This window comes from Thermococcus sp. 21S9 (genome assembly GCF_012027635.1).
Lineage (GTDB): Archaea > Methanobacteriota_B > Thermococci > Thermococcales > Thermococcaceae > Thermococcus.
This window is the reverse complement of sequence record NZ_SNUS01000011.1, coordinates 1-544: the sequence shown is the minus strand read 5'-3', so window position 1 is coordinate 544 and position 544 is coordinate 1. Positions and strand designations below refer to the sequence as shown.

At 41.9% G+C, this 544-nt stretch carries 1 protein-coding gene; it reads right to left on the bottom strand.

All coding sequences use genetic code 11. From position 1 onward, the window contains the following. The coding region (locus E3E28_RS10705) for an ABC transporter permease (protein ID WP_167915448.1) at positions 1-544 on the bottom strand (544 nt) is incomplete at both ends.

The following is a 544-nucleotide window of genomic DNA, read 5'->3' as shown; positions in this document are numbered from 1 at the left end:
TGGCCTTTAGGAACTGTATGTAGTCACCGCTGAGAGCTTCAAGGAATGAATTCCTGACGAACCTTGCGAGGACACCTGTCCCCATGAATCCCAGAACAAATCCTGGAAGCCAGAATCTAGCCAAATGCTGCTTGAAGAGGGTGAAGTTTCCTGTAAGGAGAGAATCAATTATCGGGACATGGGTAATTTGAACGGGTGGTGCAGGGGGTACTCCAGCCAAATTTGTTATCCTAAACTTAACGAAGAACACAAACAGTAGCAGATATCCCAACCAGAAAACTGGAGTTGAAACACCAATGAGAGCGAAAATCCTAACTAATGTATCTATCCAAGTGTTACGCTTTAATGCAGAGATCAAACCCAAAGGAATTCCAATCAATATTGTAAACGTAAACGCTATTATAGCCAATTGAAACGTAACAGGGAAACGATCTCTAATATCATCAAGAACGGGATTGGAAGTTCTGGGATCAATCAAGGTGTTTGTTGCTAACCCTTTTATGAGGAACCAGTACTGATCATACCAAGGTTCATTTAAGTGGTA